The organism is Herbaspirillum sp. DW155 (assembly GCF_037076565.1).
GTDB lineage: Bacteria > Pseudomonadota > Gammaproteobacteria > Burkholderiales > Burkholderiaceae_D > Herbaspirillum.
Genome location: NZ_AP029028.1, coordinates 3,978,782 through 4,002,798 on the forward strand (window position 1 = coordinate 3,978,782; position 24,017 = coordinate 4,002,798).

General features: G+C 60.9%; 17 protein-coding genes. 11 read left to right on the forward strand and 6 right to left on the reverse strand.

Going from position 1 to position 24,017, the window contains the following annotated elements; genetic code table 11:
* Positions 1 to 15: 15 nt before the first annotated feature.
* Entirely contained in the window at positions 16 to 2,664 is a 2,649-nt protein-coding gene (gene mdoH, locus AACH55_RS18060) for a glucans biosynthesis glucosyltransferase MdoH (protein ID WP_338716044.1), read from the reverse strand.
* The gene (locus AACH55_RS18065) at positions 2,637 to 4,199 is read right to left on the reverse strand and encodes a glucan biosynthesis protein G (RefSeq protein WP_338716045.1); all 1,563 of its coding nucleotides are present in this window, start codon (positions 4,197 to 4,199) and stop codon (positions 2,637 to 2,639) included. Before AACH55_RS18065 ends, mdoH begins: the two co-directional genes overlap by 28 nt.
* A 406-nt stretch (positions 4,200 to 4,605) precedes the next feature.
* Between AACH55_RS18065 and AACH55_RS18070 the strand changes: the two genes are divergently transcribed.
* Positions 4,606 to 5,100, forward strand: coding sequence for a dihydrofolate reductase (locus AACH55_RS18070; RefSeq protein WP_338716046.1), 495 nt, complete (start codon positions 4,606 to 4,608; stop codon positions 5,098 to 5,100).
* Between the two features lie 213 nt (positions 5,101 to 5,313).
* Positions 5,314 to 7,566, forward strand: coding sequence for an arginine/lysine/ornithine decarboxylase (locus AACH55_RS18075; RefSeq protein WP_338716047.1), 2,253 nt, complete (start codon positions 5,314 to 5,316; stop codon positions 7,564 to 7,566).
* Between the two features lie 145 nt (positions 7,567 to 7,711).
* Here AACH55_RS18075 and AACH55_RS18080 read toward each other — a convergent pair whose 3' ends face one another.
* Positions 7,712 to 8,242, reverse strand: coding sequence for a chromate transporter (locus AACH55_RS18080; RefSeq protein WP_338716048.1), 531 nt, complete (start codon positions 8,240 to 8,242; stop codon positions 7,712 to 7,714).
* Positions 8,239 to 8,871: a chromate transporter gene (locus AACH55_RS18085; RefSeq protein WP_338716049.1), complete on the reverse strand. Its 633-nt coding sequence runs from the start codon at positions 8,869 to 8,871 to the stop codon at positions 8,239 to 8,241. The genes AACH55_RS18080 and AACH55_RS18085 overlap by 4 nt, the downstream gene beginning before the upstream one ends.
* Positions 8,872 to 8,971: 100 nt before the next feature.
* On the opposite strand from AACH55_RS18085, the gene AACH55_RS18090 reads away from it, so the two are divergent.
* Positions 8,972 to 9,898 (forward strand): LysR family transcriptional regulator, encoded by a 927-nt coding sequence (locus AACH55_RS18090; RefSeq protein WP_338716050.1) that lies wholly within the window; start codon positions 8,972 to 8,974, stop codon positions 9,896 to 9,898.
* Positions 9,899 to 10,001: 103 nt separating this feature from the next.
* On the opposite strand, the gene dcd is transcribed toward AACH55_RS18090, so the two are convergent.
* Positions 10,002 to 10,571, reverse strand: a complete 570-nt coding sequence (dcd, locus tag AACH55_RS18095; protein WP_198984700.1) for a dCTP deaminase — start codon at positions 10,569 to 10,571, stop codon at positions 10,002 to 10,004.
* A gap of 540 nt (positions 10,572 to 11,111) precedes the next feature.
* On the opposite strand from dcd, the gene AACH55_RS18100 reads away from it, so the two are divergent.
* The 8 genes from AACH55_RS18100 to AACH55_RS18135 all read left to right on the forward strand — a co-directional run bounded on the left by AACH55_RS18100 (position 11,112) and on the right by AACH55_RS18135 (position 19,804).
* Positions 11,112 to 12,047 (forward strand): hypothetical protein, encoded by a 936-nt coding sequence (locus tag AACH55_RS18100; RefSeq protein ID WP_338716051.1) that lies wholly within the window; start codon positions 11,112 to 11,114, stop codon positions 12,045 to 12,047.
* A 44-nt stretch (positions 12,048 to 12,091) separates the two neighbouring features.
* Positions 12,092 to 13,144: a calcium-binding protein gene (locus AACH55_RS18105; protein WP_338716052.1), complete on the forward strand. Its 1,053-nt coding sequence runs from the start codon at positions 12,092 to 12,094 to the stop codon at positions 13,142 to 13,144.
* 121 nt (positions 13,145 to 13,265) lie between these two features.
* Positions 13,266 to 15,143: an HlyD family type I secretion periplasmic adaptor subunit gene (locus AACH55_RS18110; RefSeq protein WP_338716053.1), complete on the forward strand. Its 1,878-nt coding sequence runs from the start codon at positions 13,266 to 13,268 to the stop codon at positions 15,141 to 15,143.
* Entirely contained in the window at positions 15,133 to 16,602 is a 1,470-nt protein-coding gene (locus tag AACH55_RS18115) for a TolC family protein (protein ID WP_338716054.1), read from the forward strand. The genes AACH55_RS18110 and AACH55_RS18115 overlap by 11 nt, the downstream gene beginning before the upstream one ends.
* A 796-nt stretch (positions 16,603 to 17,398) precedes the next feature.
* Positions 17,399 to 18,280: a hypothetical protein gene (locus AACH55_RS18120; RefSeq protein WP_338716055.1), complete on the forward strand. Its 882-nt coding sequence runs from the start codon at positions 17,399 to 17,401 to the stop codon at positions 18,278 to 18,280.
* 46 nt (positions 18,281 to 18,326) lie between these two features.
* Positions 18,327 to 18,770: a hypothetical protein gene (locus AACH55_RS18125; RefSeq protein ID WP_338716056.1), complete on the forward strand. Its 444-nt coding sequence runs from the start codon at positions 18,327 to 18,329 to the stop codon at positions 18,768 to 18,770.
* A 55-nt stretch (positions 18,771 to 18,825) separates the two neighbouring features.
* A complete protein-coding gene (locus tag AACH55_RS18130) occupies positions 18,826 to 19,080 on the forward strand; it encodes a hypothetical protein (protein ID WP_338716057.1) in 255 nt (84 codons plus the stop codon).
* A complete protein-coding gene (locus tag AACH55_RS18135; protein ID WP_338716058.1) occupies positions 19,061 to 19,804 on the forward strand; it encodes a C39 family peptidase in 744 nt (247 codons plus the stop codon). The genes AACH55_RS18130 and AACH55_RS18135 overlap by 20 nt, the downstream gene beginning before the upstream one ends.
* 59 nt (positions 19,805 to 19,863) lie before the next feature.
* On the opposite strand, the gene hrpA is transcribed toward AACH55_RS18135, so the two are convergent.
* Positions 19,864 to 23,919: an ATP-dependent RNA helicase HrpA gene (gene hrpA, locus AACH55_RS18140; RefSeq protein WP_338716059.1), complete on the reverse strand. Its 4,056-nt coding sequence runs from the start codon at positions 23,917 to 23,919 to the stop codon at positions 19,864 to 19,866.
* Between the last annotated feature and the right edge of the window lie 98 nt (positions 23,920 to 24,017).

The following is a 24,017-nucleotide window of genomic DNA, read 5'->3' on the forward strand; positions in this document are numbered from 1 at the left end:
TCCCGCTCCGCCCCCTCAGGCGGCCAGTGCCGGTGGTACCTGGCGCCCCAGGGCGGCGCGCCAGTCCGCATGGACCTCGGGCACGTCGCTCCAGACCGCCTGATGCAACTGCGACAGCAGGCCCGGTTCTTCGAGGATGCTGTTCTTCTGCTTGTCGGTCAGGGCGTCCGGTCCATCCTTCAAGGCGGTGCGCACCAGCTTCTCGCGCAGGTGCTGCGTCAGCTGCGGCACTTGCGGATGCGCATGTGCCGTGGCACACACCAGGGCATTGAAGCAAGGATCGACCACGGCTTCGACGAAGCCCGGCAGCGGCGGCGTCTCGGCGTGATGGCGCACGGTCTCGCGCAGCTCGAACGGTGGCGAGGTTTCTTCCGGGATCTTGAACAGACCCGCACGACGGAAACCGCGGCCATACGTGACCCGCGACGACAGCACCGACACCGGCACCGACACGGCCAGCGAACCGGCAATGGGAATGAGCCAATAGATGAAGGACGGGTTGAGCCAGTACACCAGCGCGCCCCAGGCCACGCCCAGCACCGAATGCCAGCCATGACGGCGCACCGCCTCGCCCCAGCCGGTTTCATTGTCGGCCCGTGGCGGCGACTTCCAGCCGGCATTCCAGCCGAGGAAGGCACCCAGCACGAAGCGCGTATGGAAGAGCATGCGCACCGGGGCCAGCGCCATCGAGAACAGCAGTTCGATCAGCATGCTCACCAGCAGCGCCAGCGCGCCACCGAAACCGCGCGCGCCCTTCACCGCAAACAGCAGCACCGCCAGGATCTTGGGCAGGAACAGGATGGTCGCGGTGGCCGAGACCAGCGCCAGCGCCTTTTCCGGATGCCATTCCGGCCAGATCGGGAACAACTGGCGCGGCGCCGTGAAGTACTGCGGATCGATCAGCGTATGCGCCGCCAGCAGCACGGTGGAGAGGATCAGGAACAGCCCCCACAGCGGTGCAGAGACATACGCCATCACACCGGTGACGAACACCGCACGATGCACCACGTGCATGCCGCGCGCCAGGAACAGCCGGAAATTCATCAGGTTGCCCTGGCACCAGCGGCGGTCGCGGCTCAGCTCATCGAGCAGGTTGGGCGGCATTTCTTCGTAGCTGCCGTCCAGGTCGTAGGCGATCCACACCGACCATCCGGCACGGCGCATCAGCGACGCTTCCACGAAGTCGTGCGACATGATCGGCCCGGACAGGTTGCCCTTGCCCGGCAGCGGCGCCAGCGCGCAGTGCTTCATGAAGGGCTGCAGGCGGATGATGGCGTTGTGGCCCCAGAAGTGGGATTCGCCCAGTTGCCAGTAGTGCAGACCCGCCGTAAACAATGGCCCGTACACGCGCGTGGAAAACTGCTGGATACGCGCATACAGCGTATCGCGCCCGGCCGCACGGGGCGCGGTCTGGATGATGCCCGCGCCGGGATGGGCTTCCATCAGGCGCGTCAGCTTGGTCAGGCATTCGCCGGTCATGACACTATCGGCGTCCAGCACCACCATGTATCGGTAGTCGGCGCCCCAGCGGCGGCAGAAGTCGTCCAGGTTGCCACTCTTGCGCTTGACGCGGCGGCGGCGATGGCGATAGAAGATGCGCCCGAAGCCGCCCGTCTCGCGGCACAGGCGATCCCATGCGGCGGTTTCGGCGGCGCAGATGTCGGCCTCGCCGCTGTCGCTCAGGATGAAGAAATCGAAATGCCGGATCTGCCCGGTGCGTTCCAGCGACTCGTAGGTCGCGCGCAGGCCGGCGAAGACACGGGCCACATCCTCGTTGCAGATGGGCATGACGATGGCCGTGCGCGCCTCGGGTGCAATCTCGGTATTGCCGGCCTTCTCGTGCGAGATCAGGTACTTGTCGTCACCACGCATCAAGACCAGGAAGCCCGTCATGGCCGTCCAGAACCCCGCCGAGACCCAAAGGAACAGCAGCCCGAACAGGAACAGCACCACCATCTCCAGCGGCTTGGTGCCGTGGTACGGCAGCACGTCGCTCATGAAATAGGTGGCCATCGAAGTCTGCAGCACCATCAGCACCAGGAGCGTAATACGGCGGATGTTGCCGGTGTGCTGCCAGTGGCCCTTGGGATCGGGGGCCTCGGACTGGTCCAGGTGGTCTTCGATGTAACGCGGCTCGTCATCCACGGGCGGTGCGGCTTCGACCACCTTGGCGCGGCCCTTGCGGGCGCGACGCCAGCGGCTGGGGCGACGTTCCAGGCGGCGGTTTTCTTCTTCCACCCAGCGCGCAAACGGATTCAGCTCGCCCCAGGGACGCGGCACCATGGACTTGCGATGCAGGGGTGGACCGACCGGAATGCGCGGCTGGCCGCGCTCCTGACCGATGGGCGGCACGGGCGCACCCTGCACCGCCTGCGCAGCTTGTGCCGCAGGCACCGGTGCCGGCTGGGCGGCGGGATAGATCAGGCGCAGGCGCGCATCGACCGACGCTTGCGCTGCGGCCGGCGCGAGGCTGGCATCGCGGCCGGAGGCCTCGGCCAGTACGCGGTGCAGGTCGGCGACCGGATCGCCGGAGCCGATCGCTCCCGCCCGCGCGGCCAGGTCCTGGCGTTGCTCAGGCGACAGCGGCAGGCGCGCGAGGTAATCCTCAAGCGCCTGCGAGGCTGCCGAAGTCTGCCTTAGTTGGGGGGTAATATGTAGCTCCACGTTTCAGACAAGGTTGTGCCGCCATTGGCATTGCGCAGGAAACCGCGCAGCTCGACAGGCTTGTTTTCTTCCAGACGGCGCAGCTTGACTTCCACACGCCAGCCACCGGTCACGTCATTCTTGCGGGTGGTCACGCTGGCCAGCTTGCCATTGGCATCGGCCTCGACCACACCTTCCACCCGCGCATTGGCGGGTAGCTTCTTGAGATTGCCGCCATCGAAGTCGATCGCCAGCTGCTGTACCTCGTCCGGCTTGCCGTCCTGCCTGGGACGATAGCCGTGGCCGAACAGGGTCTGCGTGACGAAGGCCAGCGGCGGACGCTTCTCGTTGTCCTTCTGCCAGGACAGGCGATATTCCACGTTCAACGGCTGGCCCGGCTTGGGCAGCGTATTGGGAATCCAGTAGGCGACGATGTTGTCGTTGGTCTCATCGGGCGTGGGAATCTGCACCAGCTCCACGCGGCCCGAACCCCACTTGCCCTTGGGCTCGACCCAGGCACTCGGACGGGACTGGTAGTTGTAGTCCAGGTCTTCGTAGTGCGAGAAATTGCGGTCGCGCTGCATCAGGCCAAAGCCCAGCGGATTGTCGAAGGAGAACGAGGTCACCAGCAGGCGCTTGGGGTTCACCAGCGGACGCCACAGCCATTCGCCGGTCCCCGACTGCATCGACAGGCCATCCGAATCATGCACTTCCGGACGGAAATCATCGGCCGGACCGGGCTGGTTCTCGCCGAAGAGGAACATGCTCGTCAGCGGCGCAATGCCCAGCTTGGTGACATTGCTGCGCAGGTAGAGCTGGGCCTTGACGTCCATGACGGTATCGACGCCCGGCTTCAACACGAAGCGATAAGCCCCGGTGGCACGCGGCGAATCCAGCAGCGCATAGATCACCAGTTCCTTGGCCTCGCCGGAAGGACGCTCCAGCCAGAACTCGGTAAAGCGCGGGAATTCCTCACCCGAATAGAGCGCGGTATCGATGGCCAGGCCGCGCGCCGACAGGCCGTAGCTCTGTCCTTTGCCCATCGCGCGGAAGTAGCTGGCACCGTGGAAGGTGAGCACGTCATCCTTGACCTTGGGCGAATTGAGCGGGAAGCGGATACGGAAACCCGCAAAGCCGATATTGCGCAAGGTGCGCGGATCGATGCTGCGGTTGGCGCTGTAATCGAACAGGGCCGGGCTGAAATGGATCTCGCGCACGGCATCGCCGACGACTTCATTGACCTTGACCGGCTCGGTATAGCTGGCGCCGAGGTGGATGAAGGACAGCTCGAAGGGCAGCTTCTGCGCACGCCAGTAGGACTTTTCATCGCGGAAGTAGATCTGGCTGGCCTGCTCGTAGCTCAGGTCCTTGAGCGACTTGGGCAGATCATCGTCCGGTTTCTTGTACGATTTGCCGGCCAGCGCCTTGGCGCGGGCGGCCACGGTGTTGAAATCGAAGGCCAGCGCAGCCTGCGGCAAGGCCAGCGCCAACAGACCCGCCAGGGCCGCCGGTGCGGCAAGACGGCGCCACCAGGTCAATCGGGCGGCGCTGCGCATGGAATCAGGTCCGTCGCCAGGCCGTGAGGTGGTGTGAAGCAGCATTATTGTTTTGTCTGACATGCAATTTTCTGGTTGATTGCCCCGGCAGACACTGAGCTCAGCGCCGCATCGGAAAGCAGGCGCTAGTTTACCCAAATGTGGCCGGGATTGTTCGCTAGTTCATATGGAGATGGCACGCTTGCAGAAGGAATGGCCCTTGGGGCGATGTTTCATGCAAGAAACTTCATCCGACCGCAAACCCGGCATTGGCGGGCGCAAGCGGCCAGCCGGTTCACGTATAAGGGCAGATGGCGCTGTATAAAGTTCCGTGCCGCAGCATGGCTGCTGTAACATTATGTTTTTCGCACCTTGCAGCCGGCCCCTTGCGGGCCTGCTTCATTACCCTCCGCACACAGATTCCCGCATGACCACTGCTTCCGGCCCGCTCACCATCGTCGTCGCCACCGACCTCAACAACGGCATCGGCATCCGCAACACCCTGCCCTGGCATCTGCCGGAAGACCTGGCGCACTTCAAGCGCACCACCTCGGGGCATGCCATCCTGATGGGCCGCAAGACCTTTGAATCGATCGGTCGTCCCCTGCCCAACCGGCGCAACATCGTCATCACCCGCAATGCCGACTGGCAACACGCGGGCGTGGAGACCGCCACCTCGCTGCAGCAGGCGGCCGCGCTGGCGCAGGGTGCGCCGGCCTTCATCATCGGCGGGGCGCAGATCTATGCGGAAGCCCTGCCGCTGGTGGACCGTCTCATCATCACCCGCATCGACAAGGCGTTCGATTGCGACGCTTTCTTCCCGGCCCTGGACGAGGCCCTGTGGCAGGAAACGGCGCGCGAGGCTCACCGGTCCGAAACTTCCGGATTGGACTACGCTTTTGTGACATACGAAAGACGTTGAAACGGACTTGGCGGCAGGCTGTTGTTTTTTCCCTTTTTTTGCTTGCAGTGCGCACCTCTTTAGCGCAGTTGCCGCGCACGCGGCGCGCATATCTGCGACAATCCCGCTTTCATTTTTCCGGCGCGCAAGCACTGCCAGCCCAGGCGCTTTTCTTTTGACCCCCTGCGCGCGTGTGCCGCCCCGGCTGCCCGTGCGCAAAGCCTGGAGAAATCCATGAAATTCCGATTCCCCATCGTCATCATCGACGAAGACTTCCGCTCCGAAAACACCTCCGGCCTGGGCATCCGCGCCCTGGCCGACGCCATCGAAGCCGAAGGCATGGAAGTGCTGGGCGTGACCAGCTATGGCGATCTGGCCCAGTTCGCCCAGCAGCAGTCGCGCGCCTCGGCCTTCATCCTGTCCATCGACGATGAAGAAATGGGCGCCGGCTCGGACGAAGAAACCGACTTCGCCCTCAAGGCCCTGCGTGCGTTTGTGAGCGAAATCCGTCACAAGAACGCCGACATCCCCATCTACCTCTACGGTGAAACCCGCACCTCGCGCCACATTCCCAACGATGTGCTGCGCGAACTGCACGGTTTCATTCACATGTTCGAAGACACACCGGAGTTCGTGGCCCGCCACATCATCCGCGAAGCCAAGTCCTATCTGGATGGCCTGGCGCCGCCGTTCTTCCGCGCCCTGGTCGATTACGCGCAGGATGGCTCCTATTCCTGGCACTGCCCCGGCCACTCCGGCGGCGTGGCCTTCCTGAAGTCGCCCGTGGGCCAGATGTTCCACCAGTTCTTCGGCGAACGCATGCTGCGCGCCGACGTCTGCAATGCCGTGGAAGAACTCGGCCAGCTGCTGGACCACACCGGCCCGGTGGCCAACTCCGAACGCAATGCGGCGCGCATCTTCAATGCCGACCACTGCTACTTCGTCACCAACGGCACCTCGACCTCCAACAAGATGGTCTGGCACTCCACCGTGGCGCCGGGCGACATCGTGGTGGTGGACCGCAACTGCCACAAGTCCATCCTGCACTCCATCATCATGACCGGTGCGATCCCCGTGTTCCTGATGCCGACCCGCAATCACCTCGGCATCATCGGCCCGATCCCGCTGGAAGAGTTCACCCTGGAAAGCATCCAGAAAAAGATCGAAGCCAACCCCTTCGCCCGCGAAGCCAAGAACAAGAAGCCGCGCATCCTGACCATCACGCAATCGACCTACGACGGCGTGGTCTACAACGTCGAGACCTTGAAGGACATGCTCGACGGCGAGATCGAGACCCTGCACTTCGACGAAGCCTGGCTGCCGCACGCGACCTTCCACGACTTCTACAAGGACATGCACGCCATCGGCAAGGACCGTCCGCGTGCCAAGAAGTCGCTGATCTTCTCGACCCAATCGACCCACAAGCTGCTGGCCGGCCTGTCGCAGGCCTCGCAGATCCTGGTGCGCGAATCGGAAACCGTGAAGCTCGACGAGGACGCCTTCAACGAAGCCTTCCTGATGCACACCTCGACTTCGCCGCAATACTCCATCATCGCCTCCTGCGACGTCGCGGCGGCCATGATGGAAGCGCCGGGCGGCACGGCACTGGTGGAAGAAAGCATCCTGGAGGCGCTGGACTTCCGCCGCGCCATGAAGAAGATCGATCAGGAATTCGGCGATGAATGGTGGTTCCAGGTCTGGGGCCCCAACACCTTCGCCGCCGATGGCATCGGCGAACGCGAAGATTGGGTCATCAAGGCAGAGGACGACTGGCACGGCTTCGGCAATCTGGCACCGGGCTTCAACATGCTGGACCCGATCAAGGCCACCATCGTCACCCCCGGCCTGGCCCTGAACGGCCAGTTCGGCGAGACCGGCATCCCGGCTTCCATCGTGACCAAGTACCTGGCCGAGCACGGCGTGATCGTGGAGAAGTGCGGTCTGTATTCCTTCTTCATCATGTTCACCATCGGCATCACCAAGGGCCGCTGGAACACCCTGGTGACGGCGCTGCAGCAGTTCAAGGACGACTACGACAAGAACCAGCCGATCTGGCGCATCCTGCCCGAGTTCGCCCAGCGCAACCCGCGCTACGAGCGCCTGGGCCTGCGCGACCTGTGCCAGCAGATCCACGAGACCTACCGCGCCTACGACGTGGCCCGCCTGACCACCGAGATGTATCTCTCGGACATGCAACCGGCCATGAAGCCCTCGGACGCCTTCGCGAAGATGGCCCACCGCGAAATCGATCGCGTCCCCCTGGACGAACTGGAAGGCCGCGTGACTTCGATCCTGCTGACCCCCTATCCGCCGGGCATTCCTCTGCTGATCCCGGGCGAGATGTTCAACAAGACCATCGTCGATTACCTGAAGTTTGCGCGCGATTTCAACGAGAAATTCCCCGGCTTCGAAACCGACGTGCACGGACTGGTCAAGCGCGAAGTCAACGGCCGTCGCGATTACTTCGTGGATTGCGTCAAGCAGTAAGCCTCAGCGCTGCATGTAAAAAAGCCGATGCCTGCGATGGCATCGGCTTTTTTTATCTTCGGCCCGACCTCCCTCCCCCGTTCGCACTGAGTAGCGGCTGCGCCGCGTATCGAAGGTGGTGGCACTCCGCCCGACAGTTACGCAGTCAAAAAGTCCCGAGATAGAAGTAACCCGCCAGTGCCCCGCCAAATAACAACCACAGCGGATGAAGCTTGGTCTTGAGCGCAATGATGGCGGTGGTCGCCGTGATCGCCGCGAGGAAGCCATGCGTGATCGAGGCCTGGGTGATGAGCAGCGCCGAAGCCGCGACCAGCCCGCCAGTGACGGGCAGCAGACCGGCCTGCACATGACGCCGCCAGGGCTTGTCCTTGCACCTCTCCCAGACGTGCAACATGATGACGGTGATGATCGACGACGGCCCGAACTTGGCCAGGCTGGTCACCAGCATCCCCCAGAAGCCGGCCACGTGCCAGCCCACCAGCGTGACCACCATCAGGTTGGGACCGGGCGCGGCCTGCCCCAGCGCGAAGAGCGCGCTGAAATCTTCAGCGCTCATCCAGTGATGCACTTCCACGACCTGGCGCTGCATCTCCGGCAGGATGGTGTTGCCACCACCGAAAGCCAGCACCGACAACTGCGTGAAGATGATGACCAATGCGATCAGGGTCTGGCTCATTGCGCGCCCTCCTTCTTGCCCTCATGCTGCGCGCCCCCACCCTGCGGCTTGGCGGCGAAGCGATCACCGTAGCGGGCGGTGAGGACCACGCTGATGGGCGTCATCACCAGCATCACCCACAACAGCGGAATGCGCAGCAAGGCGATGGCGATGAAGCAGATCACCGCCACACCCGCCAGCACCAGGTTCTTGCGCAGCGGCAGCGCGATCTTCACGGCCATCTGGATCAGCAGACCCGCAGCGGCTGCCGCCAAACCGGCGAACAGATGCTTGACGTTGGGATCATGCTGGAAATGCTGGTAGATCATCCCCAGCAGGATCACCACCACGGAGGGCACGGCGATCAAGCCGGTGATGCCCGCCACCGCCCCCTTCCAGCCTCGGAACTTCATGCCCAGCGCCACCGACAGGTTGATGATGTTGCCGCCGGGCAGGAACTGGCACAGGCCCAGCAGCTCGACGAATTCGGGCTCGCTGAGCCAGCGGCGGCGCTCCACGATCATGCGATGCGCCAGCGGCAGCGCACCGCCGAAGGCCGTCATGCCCAGGCCCAGGAAGCCGAGGAATATTTCTTTGGTAGTGGGAACAGGCCGCTCAGGGGCCAGCAGGTCAGGAGTACTCATCATCATCTCGTGCGAACGCGGCGTGATTGCCGGATGAACGAAAGGCTACGCCTGGGGAGGGTTTTTGTCTAATATATGTCAGACACCCTATCCATATTATTCAGATATGTCACCTTCCATCGATCTGCGCCTGCTGCGCTACTTCATCGCCGTGGCTGAAGAGGGCCACCTGACCAAGGCCGCCGAGCGTATCGGCATCCAGCAGCCGCCACTATCGCAGCAAATCCGCCTGCTGGAGCGCGAGCTGGGCGTGACGCTCTTCAACCGCCTGCCGCGCGGCATGGAGCTTACTGACAGCGGCACCGCCCTGCTCAACGATGCCCGCGCCCTGCTGGCGCAACTCGATACGACGGTGGCCAGCGTGCGCCGCATCGCCGAGGGCAAGATGGGACGCATCGCCGTAGGCTTCACCGAATCGGCATCGCTGCATCCCTTCGTGCATTCGGTGATCCGCGCCTTCCGTGCCGATGCGCCGGACGTGGCGATGACGGTGGAAGAGAGCAACACCAACGAGCTGATCGAAGCGCTGCGTGCGAAGCGGCTTGATCTGGCCTTCGTGCGCTCCCCCGTGGGCGATTCGGGCGGACTGACCATCGAAACCATGCTGGTCGAAGACATGGTGGCCGCCTTGCCCATCGACCATCCGTTATCAGAGCAAGGCAAGCGCAAGAGCCTCGCCCTGCACGCGCTGGCCGAGGAATCTTTCATCATGACGCGCCGCCCCAACGGCCCCGGCCTGTACGACACCATCATCGCCGCCTGCCACGCGGCCGGGTTCTCGCCGCAGGTGATCCAGGAGGCGCGCAAGAATCTCCCCACGCTCTCGCTGGTGGCGGCGGGGGTCGGGGTAGCGATCATCCCGGCATCGATGACGCGGGTCAATGCGGAGGGCGTGGTCTATCTGAAGCTGACCGGCGCACCCGAGCTGAAAGCCCCGCTGCATCTGGCTTACCGGACCGGCAGCATCAGCGGTGCAGCACGGCTGATGCGCGAAGAGGCATTGAAGCTGAGTGCCGGACGCAAGCGACGCTGACTCCGGCAGGCATATTACGGATATATGGCAATGCGTTGATCGATACAAAAATGGCTTCCCGCAGGAAGCCATTTTTTTATTGCGGAAATGATTTATATCGTTTTCAGGTCTTGGGCAGGGTCACGCCATGCTGGCCCTGATACTTGCCGCCGCGATCCTTGTAGGAGGTTTCGCAGATTTCATCGCTCTCGAAGAAGAGCACCTGGGCGCAGCCTTCACCGGCATAGATCTTGGCCGGCAGCGGCGTGGTGTTGGAGAACTCCAGGGTGACGTAGCCTTCCCACTCCGGCTCGAAGGGGGTGACGTTGACGATGATGCCGCAGCGCGCGTAGGTGGACTTGCCCAGGCAGATGGTCAGCACGCTACGCGGGATGCGGAAGTATTCGACGGTACGGGCCAGGGCGAAGGAGTTGGGCGGGATGATGCAGACATCGCCCTTGAAATCCACGAAGGATTTCTCATCGAAGTTCTTGGGATCGACGATGGTGGAATTGATGTTGGTAAAGATCTTGAATTCGTCGGCGCAGCGGATATCGTAGCCATAGGAAGAGGTGCCGTAGGAAACGATCTTGCTGCCATCGGCCGCCAGGCGCACCTGACCGGGCTCGTAGGGTTCGATCATTCCTTCCTGCTCCGCCATGCGGCGGATCCACTTGTCTGACTTGATGGCCATGGTTGTTCGATGTATTCAACTGATTCGGAGAAGTCGGCATTTTACGCGAAAAACGGGCGAAATTGGCCGAATCGGCGCTGCAAGCCGCGCCGGGGCTCGTTGGCTTGTCCAGTTCTTGCGAAAGGGATGGCGCGGCCTGTCAACAACAAAGCGCCCACCGGCAACGCTAACCGCTCATCGGCAGGGATCATCGATCTGCAGTTTTCCATGTCCACGAGCCAGACGCAGAGGCTCACACGCATTCCGGCCCGACGATAGAAAAATGAGCCGGGCAGCATCTCACTGCCAGCCCGCCCTCCCCTCTACTCCCCTCCACTAGGAAATTTCGCATGGCAGATTCGGCCCCTGCTTAGTCCTTAATTTCATAAACTATTTTGCGCAGGCATTTGCCGATACGGAGATTGCTGCGGCCCTTGATGCGGATGAAGCGCAAAGCACATTCAGCGCATCGCAGGAAGGGCCATCCACATCGTTTAATGCCAGCCAGCTGCGAGCGTCGATATCGTCACACCGTAATGGGCAAACAAGGAATCCCTCCGCATGAATTCACCAGAACCATCTGTTGCCGCGCAAAACACGCCGCCACCAGGGCGCGGTCGGTGGGTCGTGGTGTTGCTCGCTGCGATGTTGCTGACCTTGCTGGGGCTGTTCTGGCTCTATCTTGAAGCGGTCAACGCCAGCTTGTGGGGATTTGGCCCGCGAGAACTGGCGATTGCGCAATACACGCCCAAGGACGTGGTAGGCGACCTGGGCGGCATGAAGGTGGTTATCCCACGCGGTGTGGCAGAACTGGTCGAGTACGACGACGACCCGACCTGGGGTGAAAAACGCAAAGGCCCTCGCCCCGTCAGAACCTTCGATTCCAGACTGGCCAGCTTCGGCTTTTATGTTCGTTACCCGGATGGAGCGACTTTCGCTGATCCCGAGATGCGCAAGGACTATGAGAAATATGGCACGCGCGAAAGGGCGTTCAATCATGGAATCCGGGGTGGTGATCTATGGCTCAGACCAGGAGTCTCATCGGGGAAATTTTATTCACGAGATGGCTTTCTCGATAGGATCTCGGTGAAACTTGATGCCCCGATTGGAAGGCCCTGGTGGCAAAAATTCGACAAGCTTCCCCACAAAGAGCACGGGCTGACGGTCTATCGAGTCAAGGGAATTGAAGCGGAATTGGCAGACCCTCAAAAGAAACTGGATTTCATGGTCAAGGACGTCTACATCCATCGCGACAAAACAGGCAAGGTGAAGACCTACATCGATTGCCATCCTAAGGAATGGCATTCCTCCGCGTGCAAGCAGTCATGGAGTCTGGAAGATGACGGAGTACATGCAGAGGTCTATGTGGCCTACGGTCCCGAGAAGCGAAAAAACTGGCGCGAAATACAAAAGATGATCACGCAAACGCTATTGGGTTTCCGCGCAGCGCCAAACGGCGATGCTTCCTCCACCGAACCGGCGCTCAAGAATTTGTGAGCGTCGATTTCCAACCATTCACCGACAAGCAGGGGCCACTTCACATGCATTCACCAGAACCATCTGTTGCCGCGCAAAACACGCCGCCACCAGGGCGCGGTCGGTGGGTCGTGGTGTTGCTCGCTGCGATGCTGCTGACCTTGCTGGGGCTGTTCTTGCTCTATCTTGAAGTGGTCAACGCCAGCTTGTGGGGATTTGGCCCGCGAGAACTGGCGGTTGCGCAATACACGCCCAAGGACGTGGTGGGCGACCTGGGCGGCATGAAGGTGGTTATCCGCAACGGCCTCATGCAGGGCTACAACGAACAGGGCATCGCCAACCTGATCAAGGGCGGTCGGGGCGTGATCATCGCCGTGAATGCGGGCAAGTTGTGGGGTGACAGCGCCTACGTGGACGGCGGCGGCGTCAACCACGTGGTGACCGTGACCGGCGTGGCCTGCGATGCGGCCACCGGCGCCATCAACGGCTTCTATATCGCCGACTCGGGCCGAGGCCTGGTCAGTGACATGACGCGCTATCTGTCGCTGGACGAATTCCGCCGCGATGCCAACGTGGCCAATGCCTACAGCATCTATACCATCGACCCGATCAAGCTGCGCAACGAGAACATCGACGGCACCGGCAACGAACTGGCCAACATCATCACCGGCAACCGGGGGGACAACATCCTTACCGGTGGCCGTGGCAATGACACCATCATCGGCCAGGCCGGCAACGACACCTATCGCTTCAGCCGGGGTGATGGCGTCGATACCATCATCGACAGCGATACCACGCAGGGCAATCTCGATGTACTGGAACTGGCGGACATCCATCAGCAAAACCTGTGGTTCAGGCATGTAGGCGACGATCTGCAGATCGACGTGATGGGCACGGCGGACCAGATTGTCGTCAAGGGCTGGTACGGCACAGGCGCACAGGAAAGCACCGGCCGCATCGAACGCATCAGGACCGCCGATGGCCTGAGCCTGCACGATACCGATGTGGAGCAGTTCGTCCAGGCCATGGCCGGCTTCGCTGCACCCTCGGCTGCGCAGACCAGCTGGACCAACGGCCAGACCAGCAATGGCCGCATCCTGATGAGCGTGACGCATTGATCCACGGCAGCGGCGGCAGCTCATCCGTCTGAAGGCGGAACCTGCTGCTGCCTGCTCCCCACCGCGCCGGCATTGCACCACCGCCCTCTTCATCCAGACCCATCCTGCAAAGAACATCAGCGTGAACAAGCAAGAGCATCAACCTGACAATCCCGATAGCGGGCTGCTGTGCCTGCTCATGATGGCCAGGCTGCACGACATCGCGGCAGATCCGCACCAGTTGCAGCATGAATTCGGCCCGGAGCCCTTCAGCCTGCAGACCATGCTGCTGGCAGCCAAAAAACTGGGGCTGTCCGCCCGCTGCGTACGGCAGAACCCGGACCGCCTGGATCGGGTGCCGTTACCGGCCATCGCCATGGACCGTGACGGCAAATTCTTCCTGATCGGAAAAATCGACCGCAGCCAATCCATCTGGCGCATTCTGGTGCAACGCCCTGGTGAACGGCCGGCAATCATGCTGCGTCCCGACTTCGACCAATGCTGGAGCGGACAGATGATCTTCATGACCAGCAAGGCAAGCTTTGCCGGGACCATGAGCAAGTTTGATTTCACCTGGTTCATCCCGGCCGTGGTCAAGTATCGCAAGGCGCTGGGGGAAGTGCTGTTGATCTCGCTGGTGCTGCAGCTTATCGGCTTGTGTACCCCGCTGTTCTTTCAGGTGGTGATGGACAAGGTGCTGGTCAATCACGCCATGAAGACGCTCAACGTGATCGCCATCGGGCTGATCGCGGCAACCCTGTTTGAAGCCATCCTGGGCGGCATCCGGACCGCCCTCTTTGCCCATACGAGCAGCAAGATCGATGTGGAGCTGGGTTCCCGATTGTTCGCGCACTTGCTGAGCCTGCCCATCACCTATTTCCAGTCGCGGCGCGCGGGCGACTCCATCGCGCGCATCCGCGAGCTGGAGAACATCCGCTCCTTCCTGACCGGCAATGCCATGACCCTGCTGCTGGATCTGGTCTTCTCCTTCGTCTTCCTCGGCGTGATGCTGTGGTACAGCGTGACCCTCTCCCTGATCGTGCTGGTGTCGATTCCCCTGTACCTGGGCCTGTCCTTTGTGTTCACCCCCATCCTGCGGGCCAGGCTGGACGACAAGTTCAACAAGAGCGCGGAAAACCAGGCCTTTCTGGTGGAGTCGCTCACCGGCATGGATACGATCAAGTCCCTGGCCGTCGAGCCGCGCTGGCAGCAGAAGTGGGACAAGCAGTTGGCCGCCTATGTCAGCGCCGGGCTCAGCACGGCCAACATCGGCCTGCTGGCAAGCGGCAGCGTCAGCCTGGTGAGCAAACTGGTCACGGCCGCCATCATGTGGCTGGGCGCCACTCTGGTGATCGACCAGCAGCTTACGGTCGGCGAACTGGTGGCGTTCAATATGCTGGCGGGTCAGGTGGCCGCGCCCGTGCTGAGGCTGGCCCAGTTGTGGAACGATTTTCAGCAGGTCGGGATCTCGATGAAGGAAGCGCACGACGAGGGCATCAACGCCAGCAGGCAAATGGAAGCTGCGCTCCAGGATCAGCGTCGCGCCGGTGAGCATAGCAAGTTGCTCAAGCTGGTGGCGCCGGTGAGCGGAACGGTGCAGCAACTCAATACGCACACGGTCGGAGGCGTGGTGCCGGCGGCCCAGCCGCTCATGCAGATCGTTCCGCAAGAAGCCGCCGTCGAGGTGGAAGCTTTTTTGGACAACAAGGATATCGGCTTCGTCGAGGTCGGTCAGGACGCCAACGTCAAGATAGAAGCCTTCGACTACACCAAATACGGTACCGTCCCGGCAACGGTAAGGCATGTCTCGCACGACGCCATTGAAGACGAGAAGCGCGGCCTGATCTACGCCAGCAAGATCGTACTGGCCCGCGATACGCTCACGGCAGATGGCCGCAGCCTGCAGCTTTCTCCCGGCATGTCGGTCACGGTCGAGATCCGTACAGGCACACGCCGGGTCATCGAGTACGTGCTCTCTCCTTTGATTCGCCACCAGCGGGAGTCACTCAATGAACGTTAGAGCTTTTTCCACATTGCTCGTGGCAGCGGTGCTGACATCGGTTGCCCACACGACTCACGCACGGGAATGGCTGGAGCGGGCTGCGACGCCGATTGACGATCCCTTGCTGGCCCGCCCACCGGAACTGGACGAGGGCAAATTGCTCCCGGGTGACGCCCAGCCGCTGGCTTGTGATGGCCGCACTGCCGTACCGGCCGGGCCGCTCAGCTTGGGGGATGCCGTCGACCTGGGCTTGTGTCACCACGCCCAAGTGAGGGCCGCATGGGCGCGCATCAAGGTGCAGGCGGCGCAGAAGGGCGAAGCGAGCGCGGCCTATCTGCCCAGCATCAACGCCGGACTGCGCTATCAGCAAGAACGCGTACGCCAGCCTGATGCGCTGCTGCCGCTGGACAGCCAGCGCAAGACCCGCTCGCAGTACTACACGCTGACCTGGCGCCTGTTGGACTTCGGTGGCAGGAGCGCCAACCTGCGCGCCGCCGATGCCTTGCTCGACGCCGCGCTGGCCAGTCATGACGCCATCTTGCAGAAGACCATGACCAGCGTCATTGCGGCCTATTACGAAGTGCAGACCGCCGGCGCCAATCGCCAGGCGAGAGAACTGAACGAACGCCTGACACGCCAGATCATGGAGACCACCCACAAGCGCGCCGAACGGGGCATGGCGGCCCGTTCGGACCTGCTGCAAGCGCAGACTTCCTTGTCCAAGGCGGAGCTGGAACATGCGCGTGCCATCGGCCAGCATGAAAAGGCCCTGGTCAGCTTGTCGGTCTCATTGGGACTTCGAGGGCAAGGGCCACGCCTGCAAGTGCCCATCGACAGTCCCGATTCGGTCATCGAGGCCGGTCAGATCGCGCAGGATCTGGTGCAATGGATGGAGACGGCGCGCCAGCAACATCCGGCCTTGCTGGCATCGAGGGCACAGCTGGCATCGTCGCGCGAGAAGCTGGCGGCCACGCGCGCCGAGGGCTTGCCCAGTCTGGATTTTTCTCACGGGTACTACGTCAACGGACGTCCCAATCAGGGGAGTTCGGGCACGCAAACACGCGAGACGGTGAGCGCACTGTCCTTGAACTTCCCGCTCTTCGACGGCTTCTCCCACACTTACAAGGTACGCAACGCACAGGCGCAGATCGACCTGAAGGAAGCCGAACTGCTCGACGCCGAGGGACAGGTCATCAGCGAACTGGCCAATGCATACGCAGAAAATGAGGCCGCCCAACGCAATCTGGTATCGTCCCGGCGTCTGCTGGAAAGCGCAAGGATGGCGCTGGACGACGTTCAGCGCAAATATGAACGCGGACTCAGCGACATCATCGCCATCCTCAATGTACAGGCTGCACTGGCCGATGCAAGCCAGGAGCGCATCCGCGCCCTGGCCGAATGGCGTTCAGCACGATTGAGGCTGCTGGCTGGCGCCGGGGAATTGGGACGTACGCGGGTCGCTGAACAGGGCAAGTAAGCTGGAGCGATCAGCGCATGACGGACGCTAACGGTTTTCACCGTTGCATGCTCTCCCACACCTTCTGCAAGCGCTTCACCGACACCGGCATGGGCGTCTTCAGTTCCTGCGCATGGAGCGAAACATGCGCAGCTCCTCCAGCAGGCTGAGCATCGTCGCCAGTTCAGAAACTACCACATCCTGAAGACCGTGCCGCAGTGATCCAGCAGTGGGAAGCGCTCATCCTTGTGACGGCGTATCCCGCCGCTGCCCCCTATCCAGCCGCATCCTGCGAAGAACACCAGCGCGAACAACTTAGAAAATCACTCGGTGCGCTCCACCGACTTTGGCACGCTCGATAGCGGATCTCTATTCCAGCAAATGACGGCAGGGCTGCATGAGACAGCTCTGGTTCTACATCACCTTCGATACGATCTTGGCCGGCCATCCTTCGGCATCGATACAGTTCACCAGCGAAAAGAAGACACTCCTATATACAGCCATAGGATCTCTAGCGGCATGGAGTCAGGCTCGAAGAGCTTGAAGACGACATCACATCTTTGCGCCAATTACACGCGCAGATCCGTCTCGTAAATCTCTCGAAAACTATCTGCGCTTTTGCTCGGCTACCCGAATATTTTCCCCGGCGGGAAAGAATGAAAAACCGCCGTAAAGAGTTCGAACAGTTTCGATAGCGATCAGCGAGCGCAGAGAGTCTAATGCCAGCAAGCAGGCAATCAAGTCCCCTTATCGAGCCAGAAAAAGTCGCTAAATGAGTAGGCAAAAACTTAGAATCGTCACGAGTTCAGGAATTGATATGACCAACAAAATGCGAGGCCTGTTATTGGCGGCGCTATTGACGTACAGCCACTGTGCATCGGCAGATTTACCGCTGACAATTGAAGACCTGACCACAGAAAAAGGTAAGGTCAAGATTGATGTATCACTGGCGTATTCCAATAGTGACAGGCAAGGCGTATTCACTGGCGAGCCAATCATCATTCAGACAGGAGAAAGCTCATTTATTACTTTACCGGCATTGATCGGGGAGAGTCGCGGCAACAACGATTCGTTGGTAAGCACGCTAGGGTTTCGCTACGGATTAACTAACAAAACCGAGATTTTCTTCCGCACCTCATATCTGCATAGCAGCACGAGAAATAGAGATCTATCCAGAACGACCACTGACAGCACAAGCCGTTTTTCCGATGCTTGGGCAGGTATCAACTATCAAATCAAAGAAGACGACCGTACTCCGGCGTTGATAGGCTTTTCGGAGATCGCCCTGCGCGAAAGGCATACAAGAAGCAGCAGTTCTTTCCATTCTGCCCTGCTGGGTTTTACTGCATACACAGCGCTTGACCCTATCGTTTTCTCTCTCACCAGTGCTTATCGCTTCAACCAAAGCCGCAAAGATGGTGATCAGGACTACAAACCCGGCAACTTTTTATTGATCCACCCTGGCATCGCGTTTGCCGTCAACGATCGCATCACTTTGACAACCGGTATGCAGTGGACCAATCGTCAAGCGGATAAATGGGATGGAAAGGCTCAAGGATTCCGACGTACAAGCAGCGCCTTGTTACTTGGCGTGGGATATGGCATTTCAAAAGCAAGCGCCATCAACATCACTCTTAAATCCAATGTCTCAGGTTCAAACGAGGCAGACCTGAGGCTCAATTGGCTGCATACGTTCTGATGCCTGCCGGTTGAAATCCTGCCTTGATCTCCCCCTAAGGATAGATATGAAATTTAATCAGATTATTGTGTTATGCGTCCTGACTGTCAGCATGGCTCAGCCTGTCTACGCGAATGAAGTCGCATCAGAGACATTGCCTCAATTCACAACGAAAGACACTGAAATCCTATTTGACAACGATACAAAGTCAATGCAATTGGCAGCGCTTTCACCTCAAGAAATGAAAGAAACTGAGGGAGCTTTCGTGAACTTCGCACTTGGTGGAGCCGCAGGATTCGGCGTCTATGCTGTAAGTAATTTACTCACGCATCAGCCAATTACCTGGCAAGGCTCATTATATTCATTCGGCACCGGGGCACTTACAGGTGGAATGGGTGGTGCGTTAATACGTGCATCTGGAGGCGGCCTTGCCGGACAGATCGCTTGGCGCCCCAATATCCATGCAGCAAACTTTGGCTTCTCGCAATACAGCCGATACCGCGGTTGGTAACTGACCTCGAAGGATGAGATGAGTCGTGAATTCATCTCATCCCTTAGGAGAACCTATGAGCTTGATAATTGAATTGGCAGGTATGTTGGGCGGCATGCTGGCGGAATATTCCGCGCAAAAGAAATGGGGTAAGGTCAAAACATTTTTTTTGACGAGTGCTACTTTTTTCGCTCTTTCTTTGGTCAATCTTCTTGTTTTTGAACATGGAATCGGGGTACTTTTGGCCATCTCAGGGTCAGCCATATTAGGGGTAAGTCTCGGCCTTTTTTTTGTACTGACCATTTATATACATGAAAAAACCAAGAAGTAAGAAGCTCTACTCTTTGAGAACCGACGCACTTGCATGCATCCTTTCTCTGACCAGCCTCTTTGCCCCCAGCTCTGCTTTCTCTTTAGACCTGCCCGGTTATTTAGGAAAGAAAAATCCGCCTGACAGCATTCTTCTGCTGAACACGCATACTGCCCAAATCAGCATTGCCATCAGAAGCTGGAAGAGCCTACGCGATGTAGATGTAGTCAAGCAAGACTTCGACTACTCGTGTAGTGCGGCATCCCTGGCAACCTTACTCAACGGGTTTTACGGCCAGTCTCTCACTGAGGAGTCTTTGCTCAAGGCGATGGACAAGGGCGACTTGAAGGCATCTTTCGAAGACATGCAAAAGATACTGCCGAGATTCGGATTCAAGGCGCAAGGATTTGCTGCAAGTTATGAGCAACTGGTCAAGCTCAAAGCGCCAGTCGTGGTTTATCTCAAACACCGCAAGGATGATCACTTTTCGGTTCTGCGCGGCATCAATGAAAACACGGTCTGGCTAGCAGATCCCAGCCTCGGAAACAGAACCTACAGCAAGGCCCAATTTCTAGAGATGTGGCACACGAGGAACGACAAGGAACACGAAGAATTATCCGGAAAGATTCTGGCCATTTTGCCGCTCGACAGTGAGGCATCAACAGACCCAGACTTCTTTTCAAAGAATCCGCGTCGGCAGAGTAGCCAAGCAGTTGAACAACCGAAATTCCGGGTGCTCCCATAAGCACCACTGGGATAGACCTCGGGTGGGATGAAAAGAAAATCCATATATCCCGCTCATCCTCACCGCTGCATGCTCTCCCACACCTTCTGCAAGCGCTTCACCGACACCGGCATGGGCGTCTTCAGTTCCTGCGCATAGAGCGACACGCGCAGTTCCTCCAGCATCCAGCGGAACTCGGTCATCTTGGGATCGACCCGGCCGGCGCGGTCCTTGAGGGCGCGCTGGTAAGGCAGCGCCACCGAATTCCACTCTGCCATCAGGCGCGTATCGCGGGCCGGATCGGCGCGCAGCTTGTCCAGCCGCACGTTGATGGCCTTGAGGTAGCGCGGATAGTGGCTGAGGTTGCCGTAATCCGTTTCCGCCACAAACCGCTTGCCCACCAGTTGCGACAACTGCGCCTGCATGTCAGCCGCAGCGGCCGCATGCGCCTTGATGCCCTGCAGCTTTTTGGGCAGCGCGTGGTACTCGGCCAGAACCTGGCCGCACAGGCGCGCGATTTCGTTGACCAGCAAACCCAAACGCGCCTTGCCTTCATCGCGGCGGCGGCTGAATTCATCGGCATTGCGCGGCAGCGGGTCTTGCAGGAAGGCGCGTTCCAGTCCGGCATTGAGGATCTGTTCACGTAATTCTTCCTGCGAACCCAGCGCCATGAATTGCATGCCCATCTGCTGCAGGCCCGGAATATTCTTCTCCAGGTACTTCAGCTGCTCCTTCATCTGCAAGGCAAAGAGCCGTCGCAGACCGGCGTAATGGAAACGCGCTGCCTCGGCCGGATCGTCGAAGACTTCCAGATCGCAATGAGTCTTGCGATCCACCAGCGCGGGGAAACCGATCAACGTCTGCGCCTGCTTGCCACTGCCGCGCGTGATCTCCAGCAGCTCGGGCAATTCGCCGAAGCTCCAGCTGGTGAGATTGCTGTACTCCCCCACCGACGCTGGCGCAGCCGGTGCCGCGCTGGCCCCACCAGCCTTGCCCGAGGCAGTCGCAGGCGCAGTTGCCGCGCTGTCCTCGTCCTCGCGCGGCGCGATGGCCACCTGCTCGGCCAGCTTCTGGAACTGCTGACGTGCCTGGCCGCCGAATTCGGCTTGCAGCGCGGCGAGGTTGCGTCCCATCTCCAGCTGGCGTCCATGCTCGTCGACGATCTTGAAGTTCATCGCATGATGGGCTGACAGCGTTTCCTGCTTGAAGTCGCTGGGCTTGACCAGAATCGTGATCTGCTCGCGGATGTCGGCAATGATGGCGTCGATCAGGTTGCCCCGGCCGAAGGTCTTGCGCTCTTCCATGCGCTCGCAAAAACGCACGGCGTAATCGGGCAGCGGCACGCAGTGACGGCGCAGCTTCTGCGGCAGGGACTTCAACAGCAGATGCACCTTCTCCTTCAACATGCCCGGCACCAACCACTCACAGCGATCGGCCGACACCTGATTGAGCGCATACAGCGGCACGGTGAGCGTGACGCCATCGCGCGCCGCACCCGGTTCGAAGTGATAGCTCAGGGCCATGGCGATGCCGGCCACGTTCATGGTCTTGGGGAAGAGTTCGGTGGTCACGCCGGCCGCTTCGTGACGCATCAGGTCGTCACGGTTCAGGTACAGCAGCTTGGGATCGGCGGCAGTGGCCTCCTTGTGCCACTTCTCGAAATCGACACCATTGCAGATGTCGTGCGGGATCAGCTTGTCATAAAAACCGATGATCAGTTCATCGTCCACCAGCACATCGAGGCGACGCGATTTGTGTTCCAGGTTCTCGATTTCTCGCACCAGCTTCTGGTTGTGCGCGAAGAACGGCGCACGGGTCTCGAAGTCGCCACCGACCAGCGCATCGCGAATGAAAATCTCGCGCGCTTCGGCCGGATTGATCTTGCCGTAGTTGATGCGGCGCTGGCTGTACACCACCAGGCCATAGAGCGTGGCGCGCTCGGAGGCGGTGACCTGGGCGGCGCGCTTTTCCCAGCGCGGCTCGCCCCAGGATTTTTTCAACAGATGGCCGCCCAGTTTTTCCAGCCATTCGGGCTGGATGTTGGCCACGCAGCGCGCATACAGGCGGGCGGTGTCGACCAGCTCGGCCGCCATCACCCAGCGGCCGGGCTTCTTGGTCAGATGCGCGCCGGGCCAGATGTTGAACTTGATGCCGCGTGCGCCCAGGTATTGCGCATCGTCCTCGCTCTTGAAACCGACGTTGCCCAGCAAGCCGGTCAGCAAGGCCAGGTGCAGTTGATCGTAGGTTGCCGGTGCTTCGTTCAGGCGCCAGCCCTGTTCCTTGACGATGGTCAGCAGTTGTGAATGGACATCGCGCCACTCGCGCAGGCGCAGCTGCGAGAGGAAATTCTCGCGACAATGTTCCTGCAACTGGCGATTCGATTTCTTGTGCGCGATGGCATCCTCGAACCACTTCCAGATTTTGAGGTAGCTGACGAACTCGGATTTCTCATCGGCGAATTTCTTGTGGGCGTTGTCAGCGGCATTCTGCGCATCCATGGGCCGGTCGCGCGGGTCCTGCACGGATACCGCTGCGGCGATGATGAGCAGCTCAGTCAGGCAGGCATTGTCGCGGCCGGCCAGGATCATGCGGCCCACGCGCGGGTCCAGCGGCAGACGTGCCAGTTGCTTGCCCAGCGGGGTCAGGCGATTGACGCCGCCCTGCTCTTCCACCGCGCCCAGTTCCTGCAAGAGCTGGTAGCCGTCGGCAATGGCGCGGCCCAGCGGCGGTTCGATGAAGGGGAAGCTCTCCACATCGGTCAGATGCAGCGACTTCATGCGCAGGATGACGGAGGCCAGCGAGGACCGCAGGATCTCGGGATCGGTGAACTTGGGGCGCTGCAGGAAATCCTGCTCGTCATACAGGCGGATGCACACGCCCGCCGCCACCCGGCCGCAACGGCCGGCGCGCTGGTTGGCGGCCGACTGCGCCACCGGTTCGATCTGCAACTGTTCGACCTTGTTGCGGTAGCTGTAACGCTTCACCCGTGCGAGACCGGCATCGACCACATAGCGGATGCCCGGCACGGTCAGTGAAGTTTCGGCCACATTGGTCGCCAGCACGATGCGGCGGGCATTGCTGGTCTTGAAGACGCGCTCCTGCTCCTGCGCGGAGAGGCGCGCAAACAGCGGCAGGATTTCCACGTGCGGCGGATGATGCTTGCGCAGTGCTTCGGCAGCATCGCGAATCTCGCGCTCGCCCGGCAGGAACACCAGCACGTCGCCCGATCCGATGCGGGCCAGTTCATCGACGGCATCGACCACGGCATCCATCAGGTCGCGTTGCTCGCGGTCCTTCTGGGCCTGGCTGGCGCGGCCTTCGGCGCGCGCGCGGGCCTGTGCCACTTCGGTGGAGACGCCGCTGCGGTCGGCATTGTCGATGGGACGATAGCGAATCTCCACCGGATACAGACGGCCCGAGACCTCGATCACCGGTGCAGGCACGATCTCGCCCTTGACCTCGCGGCCGAAATGGCGGGCGAAGCGGTCGGCATCGATGGTGGCCGAGGTGATGATGATCTTCAGGTCCGGGCGTTTCGGTAGCAGCTGCTTCAGGTAGCCCAGCAGGAAATCGATGTTGAGGCTGCGTTCATGCGCCTCGTCGATGATGATGGTGTCGTACTGGCGCAAGAGCGGATCGGTCTGCGTCTCGGCCAGCAGGATGCCGTCGGTCATCAGCTTGATCCACGCGCCCTTGGAAAGGGTGTCGTTGAAACGGACCTTGTAGCCCACCAGCTCGCCCGGCGGCGAATTCAATTCCTGCGCGATGCGCTTGGCGGTGGAGGAGGCAGCGATACGGCGCGGCTGCGTGTGGCCGATCAGGCCCTTCTCGCCACGGCCCAGCTCCAGGCAGATCTTGGGTAGCTGGGTGGTCTTGCCGGAACCGGTCTCGCCGCTGACGATGATGACCTGGTGCGCCCGCAGGGCCTCGGCGATCTCGTGGCGGCGGCCGGAGACGGGCAGCTCTTCCGGGAAGGTGACCGGGGGCAGCGGATTGCGTACGGGCGGCGCGGCCTCGGCGGCAGGCTCGGTGCGGCGGGGGCCGCGTGGCTCGCGCGGGCCGCGCGCACGGTCCTGTTGCGGTTTCTGCTGCGGCAGGGCGCCTGGGGGAGTGTTGGGTGCTTTGGTAACGGACATGAGGCCGACATTATACCTGCCACCGCCCGCCCGGTCAGGCTGCGTGCGGCTGGACGGCCGATGGTGCAGGTCTGGGCGAAGGCGGCCGGTCGCATGGA